Source organism: Streptomyces sp. NK15101 (assembly GCF_020400725.1).
In the GTDB taxonomy this organism is placed as follows: domain Bacteria; phylum Actinomycetota; class Actinomycetes; order Streptomycetales; family Streptomycetaceae; genus Streptomyces.
In genome coordinates this window covers 40,991-51,119 of sequence record NZ_JAINVG010000055.1, presented here as the reverse complement: position 1 = coordinate 51,119, position 10,129 = coordinate 40,991, and the positions used below count along the sequence as shown (strand labels likewise).

General features: G+C 71.7%; 9 protein-coding genes. 3 read left to right on the top strand and 6 right to left on the bottom strand.

The annotated features are described in order from the left end of the window. Window positions 1-144: 144 nt before the first annotated feature. Window positions 145-1,476 carry a UDP-glucose/GDP-mannose dehydrogenase family protein gene (locus K7G60_RS25995; protein WP_225803371.1) on the top strand — a complete coding sequence of 444 codons (1,332 nt, stop codon included), beginning with the start codon at window positions 145-147 and terminating at the stop codon, window positions 1,474-1,476. Between the two features lie 57 nt (window positions 1,477-1,533). On the opposite strand, the gene K7G60_RS25990 is transcribed toward K7G60_RS25995, so the two are convergent. The 4 genes from K7G60_RS25990 to K7G60_RS25975 all read right to left on the bottom strand — a co-directional run bounded on the left by K7G60_RS25990 (window position 1,534) and on the right by K7G60_RS25975 (window position 5,423). Further along, window positions 1,534-2,451: a membrane dipeptidase gene (locus K7G60_RS25990; protein WP_225803370.1), complete on the bottom strand. Its 918-nt coding sequence runs from the start codon at window positions 2,449-2,451 to the stop codon at window positions 1,534-1,536. 122 nt (window positions 2,452-2,573) lie between these two features. Beyond that, window positions 2,574-3,770 (bottom strand): dipeptidase, encoded by a 1,197-nt coding sequence (locus K7G60_RS25985; RefSeq protein ID WP_225803369.1) that lies wholly within the window; start codon window positions 3,768-3,770, stop codon window positions 2,574-2,576. Then, window positions 3,767-4,264, bottom strand: a complete 498-nt coding sequence (purE, locus tag K7G60_RS25980) for a 5-(carboxyamino)imidazole ribonucleotide mutase (RefSeq protein ID WP_225803373.1) — start codon at window positions 4,262-4,264, stop codon at window positions 3,767-3,769. Before purE ends, K7G60_RS25985 begins: the two co-directional genes overlap by 4 nt. A 19-nt stretch (window positions 4,265-4,283) precedes the next feature. After that, window positions 4,284-5,423 carry a 5-(carboxyamino)imidazole ribonucleotide synthase gene (locus K7G60_RS25975; RefSeq protein WP_225803368.1) on the bottom strand — a complete coding sequence of 380 codons (1,140 nt, stop codon included), beginning with the start codon at window positions 5,421-5,423 and terminating at the stop codon, window positions 4,284-4,286. A 197-nt stretch (window positions 5,424-5,620) separates the two neighbouring features. Between K7G60_RS25975 and K7G60_RS25970 the strand changes: the two genes are divergently transcribed. After that, window positions 5,621-6,136 carry a GtrA family protein gene (locus K7G60_RS25970; RefSeq protein WP_225803367.1) on the top strand — a complete coding sequence of 172 codons (516 nt, stop codon included), beginning with the start codon at window positions 5,621-5,623 and terminating at the stop codon, window positions 6,134-6,136. A gap of 28 nt (window positions 6,137-6,164) precedes the next feature. Here K7G60_RS25970 and K7G60_RS25965 read toward each other — a convergent pair whose 3' ends face one another. Both K7G60_RS25965 and K7G60_RS25960 read right to left on the bottom strand, forming a co-directional pair. Then, a complete protein-coding gene (locus K7G60_RS25965) occupies window positions 6,165-7,436 on the bottom strand; it encodes an ATP-binding protein (protein WP_225803366.1) in 1,272 nt (423 codons plus the stop codon). A 46-nt stretch (window positions 7,437-7,482) separates the two neighbouring features. After that, window positions 7,483-8,160 carry a response regulator transcription factor gene (locus K7G60_RS25960; RefSeq protein WP_225803365.1) on the bottom strand — a complete coding sequence of 226 codons (678 nt, stop codon included), beginning with the start codon at window positions 8,158-8,160 and terminating at the stop codon, window positions 7,483-7,485. 426 nt (window positions 8,161-8,586) lie between these two features. Here K7G60_RS25960 and K7G60_RS25955 point away from each other — a divergent pair, with 426 nt between their 5' ends. Next, window positions 8,587-10,107: a peptide MFS transporter gene (locus K7G60_RS25955; protein ID WP_225803364.1), complete on the top strand. Its 1,521-nt coding sequence runs from the start codon at window positions 8,587-8,589 to the stop codon at window positions 10,105-10,107. The last annotated feature ends 22 nt before the right edge of the window (window positions 10,108-10,129 follow it).

Below are 10,129 nucleotides of genomic sequence, written 5' to 3'. Positions count from 1 at the left end.
ATCAGTCGAACCCGCCACGCTCATTCACTCCCACGCTTGCTAACTACCGTTAAGTAACCCAAATGGTAGGGCGTGACCGGGTCCCGGACCAGGGCCCGACTATGCTCGGGCAGGCATTCCGCCCGACGTTCCCTGGAGTCCCGCATGGCCCTCAAGATCACCGTGATCGGCACCGGCTACCTCGGCGCCACCCACGCCGCGGCCATGGCGGAGCTGGGCTTCGAGGTGCTCGGCCTGGACGTCGTCCCCGAGAAGATCGAGATGCTGTCCGCCGGGCGCGTGCCCATGTACGAGCCGGGCCTGGAGGAGCTGCTCGCGAAGCACGTGGCCGGCATCGAGGGGTCGAGCGGCCGGTTGCGCTTCACCACCTCCTGGGAGGAGGTCGGCGCCTTCGGCGACGTGCACTTCGTCTGCGTGAACACCCCGCAGAAGCACGGCGAGTACGCCTGCGACATGAGCTACGTGGACGCCGCCTTCGCCTCCCTCGCCGGGGTGGTGCGCGACGGGGCCCTGGTCGTCGGCAAGTCGACCGTGCCGGTCGGCTCGGCCGAGCGGCTCGCGGCGCTCCTCCCGGAGGGCGTCGACCTCGCCTGGAACCCCGAGTTCCTGCGGGAGGGCTTCGCCGTCCAGGACACCCTGCACCCGGACCGGATCGTGGTCGGCGTGCGCGGCTCCGACGAGCGGGCCGAGAAGACGCTCCGCGAGGTGTACGCGGTCCCCGTCGGCGGGGGCTCGCCGTTCGTGGTGACCGACTTCCCGACGGCCGAACTCGTGAAGACGGCCGCCAACTCCTTCCTCGCGACGAAGATCTCCTTCATCAACGCGATGGCGGAGGTCTGCGAGGCCGCCGGCGGCGACGTCGCCAAGCTCGCTGAGGCCATCGGCCACGACGACCGGATCGGCGCCAAGTTCCTGCGCGCCGGGATCGGCTTCGGCGGCGGCTGCCTCCCGAAGGACATCCGGGCCTTCATGGCCCGCGCGGGCGAGCTGGGCGCCGACCAGGCCCTGACCTTCCTCCGCGAGATCGACTCGATCAACATGCGGCGGCGCGGCCAGATGGTGGAGATGGCCCGCGAGGCCCTCGGCGGGTCCACCTTCCTGGGCCGCCGGGTCGCCGTGCTCGGCGCCACCTTCAAGCCGGACTCGGACGACGTCCGCGACTCCCCCGCGCTGAACGTGGCCGGCCAGATACACCTCCAGGGCGGCCAGGTGACCGTCTACGACCCGAAGGGCATGGAGAACGCCCGCCGCGTCTTCCCGACCCTCGGATACGCCTCCTCCGCCCTGGAGGCGGTGCGCGGGGCGGACGTGGTGCTGCACCTGACCGAGTGGCGCGAGTTCCGCGAGCTCGACCCGGCGGAGCTGGCCGGGGTCGCCTCGGCGCGGGTGATCCTCGACGGCCGCAACGCCCTCGACGGGGAGCGGTGGCGGGCGGCCGGCTGGACGTACCGGGCGATGGGCCGTCCGACCGCCTGACGTACGGGACACGAAGAGGGGCGCACCGCCGGGCGGTGCGCCCCTCTCGCGTACGGCTCAGGCCGCGGCCGGCCGGATCCGGTTCGTCCGGGACAGGAACTCCGTCTGCCGCAGCGCCCGGGTGGCGTTGGCGTGGGCGAGGCCGACCAGCTCCTGGGCGCTCCAGCCCCGGCGGAGCAGCTCGGCGAAGAGGGGCACGTAGCCGACGGCCGGGGCGGTGGTGTGGGAGACGCCGACGCACTGCGGGCCCGCCTCCGCCCGTACCCGGTCGAGGGCGTCGGCAGCGGCCTCCGGGTCCTCGGCGACGGGGACCATGAGGACGGCGCCGTTCCCGCCGAGGAGGCGCAGGACGTCGTCCGGCAGGGCCTCCGGGGCCGCCCTGGTCAGCAGGGCCGGGGCGCGGGTGACCGCGAGGGCGCTGCGGACCGTGTCCGGGTCGGCGCCGGAGAGGTCCACGGCCAGGCCGATGCGGTTCATCTCCCGTACGGCGTCGCGGGCGAAGCGGTCGAAGCAGGTGAGGTTCACGGCCCGCACGCCCAGGGCGTGGTAGGCCCGCAGGGTGGCGGCCGAGCCGCCGAGCGCCGTCCAGCCGACCGGGCCGAGCAGGGCGGCGACGCGGCCGCAGTTGCGGGCGTCGGCCAGCTCGGAGGAGCTGTGCGCGAGGCGCAGGTCCTCGGGGCAGTCGGCGACGAGGGCGCGGACGGAGTCGATCCGCCGCAGGGTCCCGATGACGCCCTCGTCCGCCTCGACATGCAGGGACCAGAGCTGGGCCCCGGCCTCTCGGGCGCGGACGGGCGGCAGGTCCTCGGGGTCGAGGGACTCGGGGAGTTCGGTGTGCCCCTCGGTGACGGGCTGGGCGGCCAGGATGGCGCGGGCGCGGGCCGTCTCGTCGAGCGGCGGTGGGTCCGGTGGCGCGGGCACGCCGGCAGCAGGGACGGTGGAGAGGGTGGGATGGTCGTCTAGCAGTTCCGCCATGGTGCGACTCCGGACTCGGCGATGCAGTACCGCCCCGCCGAGAGCGGCGGGGCAGTACCGTCCACCGTGCCACCGTCCCCTCCGGGGGGCGCGGTGGGCTGGACCGTCCGGGTGAGCACCGGCTACGGGGTGTCGAGCGCCTCGATGGTGGCGTTCGACGGGGCCGTGCGGCCCTTCAGGTCGCGGGAGACCGCTTCCGCGTCCCGGAGGGCGCGGACCGCGTTGGACCAGGTCAGCTTGGCCAGGTCCGGGCGGGACCAGCCGCGGTGCAGGAGCTCCGCGATCAGGTTCGGGTAGCCGGCGACGTCGTCGAGGCCGGCCGGGGTGAAGGCCGTGCCGTCGTAGTCGCCGCCGATGCCGATGTGGTCGATGCCGGCGGCCTCGCGCATGTGATCGAGGTGGTCGGCGACCGTGGCGGCGGTGGCGATCGGGCGGGGGTTCGCCTCCTCGAAGGCGCGGTGCAGCCTCATCGCCTCGGGGGTGGTGTCGAGGTGGTCGAAGCCGTGCGCCCGGAGGTTGTCGTCCGCCCGCGCGGTCCACTCGACGGCCGCGGGGAGGATGAACTTGGGCACGAAGGTGGCCATCGCGACGCCGCCGTTGGCGGGCAGCCGCTCCAGGACGTCGTCCGGGATGTTCCGCGGGTGGTCGCAGACCGCGCGGGACGAGGAGTGCGAGAAGATCACCGGCGCCGCCGTGGCGTCGAGCGCGTCCCGCATCGTCGTCGCGGCGACGTGCGAGAGGTCGACGAGCATGCCGGAGCGGTTCATCTCGCGGACGACCTGCCGTCCGAAGGCGGAGAGCCCGCCGACGCCGGGCTCGTCGGTCGCCGAGTCCGCCCAGTCGTTGTTGTCGTTGTGCGTGAGCGTCATGTAGCGCACGCCGAGGGCGTGCAGCGCGCGCAGGGTGGCGAGGGAGTTGTTGATCGAGTGGCCGCCCTCGGCGCCCTTGAGCGAGGCGATGCGGCCCTGCGTCCGGGCCGCCTCCATGTCGTCCGCCGTGAGGGCGGGGGCGAGGTCGGCGGCGTACCGGTCGAGGAGCTGGTCGACCACGTCGATCTGCTCCAGGGTGGCGCTGACCGCGTCGTCGCCGGCCAGCCGGCACGGCACGTACACCGACCAGAACTGGGCGCCGACGCCGCCGGCCCGCAGCCGGGCGAGGTCGGTGTGGAGCGCGCCGGTCTGGTCCGCGCCGATGTCCATCCGGTCCAGGTCGTAGCGCACGTGCTCGCGCAGCGCCCACGGGAGGTCGTTGTGGCCGTCGACGACGGGGTGGCCCGCGAGCAGCTCGCGGGCCTCCTCCAGACGGTCGGCCGCGCTCACCTGGCGAAGCCGAAGGACTCTGCGCCCTCGACCTTGGCCCGCAGGCGCTTGCCCTTCTCGGTGGCCTGGTCGTTGAGCTCCTGCTGGAACTCGGTCATGCGGGTGAGCAGCTCGGGGTCGTGCGCGGCGAGCATCCGGGCCGCGAGCAGGCCCGCGTTGCGCGCGCCGGCCACGGAGACCGTGGCGACCGGGACACCGGCGGGCATCTGCACGATGGAGAGCAGCGAGTCCATGCCGTCGAGGTACTTCAGCGGCACCGGCACGCCGATGACGGGCAGCGGGGTGACGGAGGCGAGCATGCCCGGGAGGTGGGCGGCGCCGCCGGCGCCCGCGATGATCGCCTTGAGCCCGCGGCCCGCGGCCTCCTCGCCGTACGCGATCATCTCGCGCGGCATCCGGTGGGCGGAGACGACGTCGACCTCGTACGGGATCTCGAACTCGTCCAGGGCCTGCGCCGCGGCCTCCATCACGGGCCAGTCGGAGTCGGATCCCATGACGATGCCAATGAGCGGATTACTCAACGATCGTTCCTCGCAGATAGCCGGCGGCGTGACGGGCGCGCTCCAGCACGTCGTCGAGGTCGTCGCCGTAGGTGTTGACGTGGCCCACCTTGCGACCGGGCTTCACGTCCTTGCCGTACATGTGGATCTTGAGCTGCGGGTCCCTGGCCATGCAGTGCAGGTACGCGGAGTACATGTCCGGGTAGTCGCCGCCCAGGACATTGCACATCACGGTCCACCGCGCACGCGGGCGCGGATCGCCGAGGGGCAGGTCGAGGACCGCCCGGACGTGGTTGGCGAACTGCGAGGTGATCGCCCCGTCCTGGGTCCAGTGGCCGGAGTTGTGCGGGCGCATCGCCAGCTCGTTGACGAGGATGCGGCCGTCCTTGGTCTGGAACAGCTCGACGGCGAGGTGGCCGACGACGCCCAGCTCCTTGGCGATCCGGAGGGCCAGCTCCTGCGCCTGCCCCGCGAGCTCCTCGTCGAGGCCGGGCGCGGGCGCGATGACCGTGTCGCAGACGCCGTCGACCTGGCGGGACTCGACGACGGGGTAGGCGACGGCCTGGCCGTGCGGGGAGCGGACGATGTTCGCCGCGAGCTCGCGGACGAAGTCGACCTTCTCCTCGGCGAGGACCTGGACCCCGGCGCGGAAGGGGTCCTGGGCGTCCTCGGGCGTGCGGACGAACCAGACGCCCTTGCCGTCGTAACCGCCGCGCACGGTCTTCAGGATGATCGGGAAGCCGCCGACCTCGGCCGCGAAGGCCGCGGCGTCGGCCGGATCGGCGACGATGCGGTGCCGGGGGCTGGGCGCGCCGATCTCGTCGAGCTTCGCGCGCATCACCCCCTTGTCCTGCGCGTGCACGAGGGCCTCGCGGCCGGGGCGGATGACGACGCCGTCCGCCTCCAGGGCCGCCAGGTGCTCCGCGGGCACGTGCTCGTGATCGAAGGTGATCACGTCGCAGCCGCGCGCGAAGTCACGCAGCGTGTCCAGGTCGCGGTAGTCGCCGAGGACGACCTCGCTCACCACCTGGGCCGCGGAGTCCTGCGGGGTGTCGCTGAGGAGCTTGAACTTGATGCCGAGGGGGATACCCGCCTCGTGGGTCATACGGGCGAGCTGCCCGCCTCCGACCATGCCTACTACGGGGAACGTCACCCTCTTAGGGTATCCGCACCATCGGGGAACACTCGTCCGGCTGTGCTTTGGCACAAGCTCCCACCGGGTGGGAGGCGCCGGAGAACGGGTTGTCCACGGCTTTGCGAGGTACACAGGCGGGTGACAGGGGCGCTGGTTAGCATGGTTGGGTTGACGTCGCCCGGACGTCATTCCGACGGACGGACACAGCGATCACCATGAGTGAACCCGGCGCACTGCGCATGCGACTCGAGGGGCTCGTCCGCGAGGTCGCCAAGTTCGGTGCCGTGGGCGCCGTCGGGGTGCTGGTCGACCTCGGGGTGTTCAACCTCGTCCGCCATTTCTCGGACCTGCCGGTGGTACGGGCGAGCGTCATCGCCACCGTGGTGGCGATCGCGTTCAACTACCTCGGTTTCCGGTACTTCACCTACCGGGACCGGGACAAGAGCAGCCGCACCAAGGAACTGGTGCTCTTCCTCGTCTTCAGCCTGATCGGTCTGGTGATCCAGAACGGCGTGCTGTACGCGGCGACGTACGGCTTCGGCTGGGACACCCCGCTGCAGAGCAACTTCTTCAAGTTCTTCGGCATCGGCGTCGCGACGCTGTTCCGCTTCTGGTCGTACCGCACGTGGGTGTTCCGCGCGCTGCCGGCGAAGGAGGCCGTGCAGACTGCCGAATCGTTCCTGGGGAAGACGCCCCGGCAGGCCGTCCGCCGCCAGCCCGACCGCGTCTGACACCTCCGCTCGCCGGGCCCCGGACCGGCTACCGCACGGGGCGCTCCGGCGGCTCCGCCGTGACGCTCCTGACCTCGCGGCTCAGGAAGAGCGCGAAGACCGGCGGCTGCTGCTGGAGCAGCTCCAGCCGGCCGCCGTCCGCCTCCGCCAGGTCCCGGGCCACCGCCAGGCCGATCCCCGTCGAGCTGCGCCCGCTCACCGCCCGCTCGAAGATCCGCGCGCCGAGGTCGGCGGGGACGCCCGGGCCCTCGTCGGTGACCTCGATCACCGACTGGTTGCCGGTGACGCGGGTGCGCAGGGCGACCGTGCCGCCGCCGTGCATGAGCGAGTTCTCGATCAGGGCGGCGAGGACCTGGGCGACCGCGCCCGGGGTGCCGACCGCCCGCATGCCCTGCTTGCCGGAGTGCACGATGGCCCGCCCCGCGCTGCGGTAGGCCGGGCGCCACTCCTCGATCTGCTGCTTGATGACCTCGTCCAGGTCGAAGGCGACGGCGGAGCCCGTGCGGGGGTCCCGTGCGTTGGTGAGGAGCCGCTCGACGACGTCGGTGAGGCGCTCGACCTGGGTGAGCGCGATGGTCGCCTCCTCCTTGACCGTGTCCAGGTCGTCGGCGAGGGCGACCTCCTCCAGGCGCATGGAGAGCGCGGTGAGGGGCGTGCGGAGCTGGTGGGAGGCGTCGGCGGCGAGCCGGCGCTCGGCGGTGAGCATCCGGGCGATGCGCTCGGCGGAGGCGTCGAGGACGTCCGCGACGCGGTCCAGCTCGGGCACCCCGTACCGCTTGTGCCGGGGCCGCGGGTCGCCCGAACCGAGCCGCTCGGCGGTCTCGGCGAGGTCCGTGAGCGGGGACGCCAGCTTGTTCGCCTGCCGTACGGCGAGGAGGACGGCGGCGACGACCGCGAGCAGGGCCACCGCCCCGATGATCAGCAGGGTGCGGCCGACCTCGGCGGTCACCGCGGAGCGGGACTCCTCGACGACCACGGTCTCGCCGCGCTCGCCCCGGGCCTCGCCCCGGATGACGTCGCCGTCGGGGCGGGTGCCGATCTCGATGGGGTCGCGGCCGGGGATGCGGATCTCGGCGTACCGCTTGGCGCCGCTCTGCTCGGCGAGGATGTCCGGGTTGACCGGCTCGCCGCCGATGAGCCGGCTGTCGACGATGGAGACGAGCCTCAGCGCCTCCGAGTCCACGCTCTCCTGGGCGCTGCTGGAGATCGTGCGGGTCTCGACGGCGACCAGGGAGACGCCGAAGACGGCGATGACGACGAGGACGACGGCGAGCGTGGAGTTGATCAGGCGGCGGCGCATGACGTGACGGTGACCCGGCTCATTTCGGACGTGGTGGGGCGGTGGCTCAGCTCTTCTCGAAGCGGAAGCCGACTCCTCGGACCGTCGCGATGTACCGGGGGTTCGCCGCGTCGTCGCCGAGCTTCTTGCGCAGCCAGGAGATGTGCATGTCGAGGGTCTTGGTGGAGGACCACCAGGTGGTGTCCCAGACCTCGCGCATCAGCTGGTCGCGGGTGACGACCCGGCCGGCGTCCCGGACCAGGACGCGGAGGAGGTCGAACTCCTTCGCGGTGAGCTGGAGCTCCTCCTCGCCCATCCAGGCGCGGTGCGACTCGACGTCGATCCGGACGCCGTGGGTCGCGGGGGCGACGGCGGGCTCGGCGGAGCCGCGCCGGAGCAGGGCCCGGACGCGGGCGAGGAGCTCGGCGAGCCGGAAGGGCTTGGTGACGTAGTCGTCGGCGCCCGCGTCCAGCCCGACGACGGTGTCGACCTCGTCCGCACGGGCGGTGAGGACCAGGATCGGGACCGTGTGGCCTTCGGCACGCAGCCGGCGGGCGACCTCCAGGCCGTCCATGCCGGGCAGGCCCAGGTCGAGGACGACCAGGTCGACGCCGCCCTGGAGGCCGGCGTCGAGGGCGGTCGGACCGTCCTCGCGGACCTCGACCTCGTACCCCTCTCTCCGCAGGGCGCGGGCCAGCGGTTCCGAGATGGATGCGTCGTCCTCGGCGAGCAGTACACGGGTCATGGAGTGATGGTAGTCCGCGGGACACCCGGGCCGGGGCGGGATCCGAGGGGCCGGGATGACCCCTGGAGATCTTGTGGGCATCCAGCAGATGACCTTCGAATGATCGCGTACGGTTCCCTCGTCACCTGTGATCCATCTCTCAAGTCCTTCCATATCCGGCACTGTCGTGTCGTATGGTGGCGAGACGTCAGTAGCGGTAATCGGGGACCTTTGGCCTGCTTCACGGGTCAAGGTCCTCTTTCTGCGTAGGGTCGGCCCGGCCGAACCTCGAGACGGTGAACGACCTGTGGGCCGGGTCCCTGGACGCGCACACGCGTCTCCCGGGGCGTGGATCCCGGCGGAGTCACTCGACCCCGCCGGTGCCGGCCTCCCCCACCGGGCGCATCACGCTCACAAGGCGTGCGTCCCGACAGAGCAAGGATCGACATGGCGTCCAGCCTGACGACGGCTTCGACCGGAACCCCGGGTTCCGAGAAGACGTTCTTCGGCCACCCCCGTGGTCTGGCCACCCTCTTCATGACCGAGATGTGGGAGCGCTTCTCCTACTACGGCATGAGGGCCCTTCTGGTCCTGTACCTGGTCTCCGGCGGCGCGGACGCCGCGACCGGCAGCCAGGGTGGCGGCCTCGCCATGACGGCGGCCACGGCGACGGCCATCTACTCGGTGTACGTCTCGATGGTCTACCTGATGGCCATGCCCGGCGGCTGGTTCGGCGACCGCGTCTGGGGCGCCCGCAAGACCGTCACCATCGCCGGTTTCGTGATCATGGCCGGTCACGCCTCGCTGGCCATCCCCGGCCAGGCGATGTTCTTCGTCGGCCTGGCGCTGGTCGCCGCCGGCTCCGGTCTGCTCAAGGCCAACATCTCCACGATGGTCGGCCACCTCTACGACGGCCCGGACGACCCGCGCCGTGACGGTGGCTTCACCCTCTTCTACGTCGGCATCAACCTCGGCGCCTTCCTCGCCCCGCTGGTCATCGGCACCGTCGGCGAGAGCCACAACTGGCACCTGGGCTTCCTGCTCGCGGCCATCGGCATGGCCCTGGGCCTGGGCCAGTTCCTGTTCGGCACGCGCCACCTGAGCGAGAAGAGCAGCGAGGTCCCGAACCCGCTGTCCGCCGCCGAGCGCAAGTCGGTCCTCGTGAAGGTCTGCCTCGCGATCGTCGCCGTCGCCGTCTTCTACGGCGCGGTCGTCGCCGCCGGCATGTACACCCTGAACTGGGCGCTGGTCCCGATCACCGTCGCCGGCCTGGTCATCCCGATCGCCGTGATCGTCCGCATCAAGCGCGACAAGGAACTCGACAAGACCGAGCAGTCGAAGGTCTCCGGCTACATCTGGTTCTTCGTGGCCGCGGCCGTCTTCTGGATGATCTACGACCAGGGCGGCTCGACCCTGTCCCTCTTCGCGGACAGCAAGACCACCGACCACATCGGTCCGCTGAGCTTCCCGGCCACCTGGTTCCAGTCGCTCAACCCGCTGTTCGTGATGGCGCTGGCCCCGGTCTTCGCCTGGCTGTGGGTGTGGCTCGCCCGCCGCAACCAGGAGCCGAGCACGATCGTGAAGTTCTCGCTGGGCCTCCTCGGCATCGGCATCTCGTTCTTCGTGTTCCTCGCCCCGATCGGCATGGCCTCCGGCGACGCCAAGGTCAGCCCGATGTGGCTGGTCGGCATCTACATGATCCAGACCATCGCCGAGCTGTGCCTGTCCCCGGTCGGCCTGTCGCTGACCACGAAGATGGCCCCGAAGAAGTACGCCTCGCAGATGCTGGGCGTGTTCTTCCTCGCCGTCACCGCCGGTGACTGCACCACCGGTCTGCTCTCCCTCGCGGGCGTGGACCTGAACGGCACCGGGATCATCGCCCTGCAGGCCGCGGCCGCGACCCTGGCCGCCTTCGCGATCTTCATGTACCGCAAGAAGGTCCGGGCGCTCATGGGCGACGTCCACTGACGCCACCCGCCCGCGCGGAGGG

Coding starts and splice junctions, on each gene's coding strand:
- K7G60_RS25995 (WP_225803371.1), top strand. CDS start 145: ATGGCCCTCAAGATCACCGTGATCGGCACCGGCTACCTCGGCGCCACC.
- K7G60_RS25990 (WP_225803370.1), bottom strand. CDS start 2,451: ATGGCGGAACTGCTAGACGACCATCCCACCCTCTCCACCGTCCCTGCT.
- purE (WP_225803373.1), bottom strand. CDS start 4,264: ATGGGATCCGACTCCGACTGGCCCGTGATGGAGGCCGCGGCGCAGGCC.
- K7G60_RS25970 (WP_225803367.1), top strand. CDS start 5,621: ATGAGTGAACCCGGCGCACTGCGCATGCGACTCGAGGGGCTCGTCCGC.
- K7G60_RS25965 (WP_225803366.1), bottom strand. CDS start 7,436: ATGCGCCGCCGCCTGATCAACTCCACGCTCGCCGTCGTCCTCGTCGTC.
- K7G60_RS25960 (WP_225803365.1), bottom strand. CDS start 8,160: ATGACCCGTGTACTGCTCGCCGAGGACGACGCATCCATCTCGGAACCG.
- K7G60_RS25955 (WP_225803364.1), top strand. CDS start 8,587: ATGGCGTCCAGCCTGACGACGGCTTCGACCGGAACCCCGGGTTCCGAG.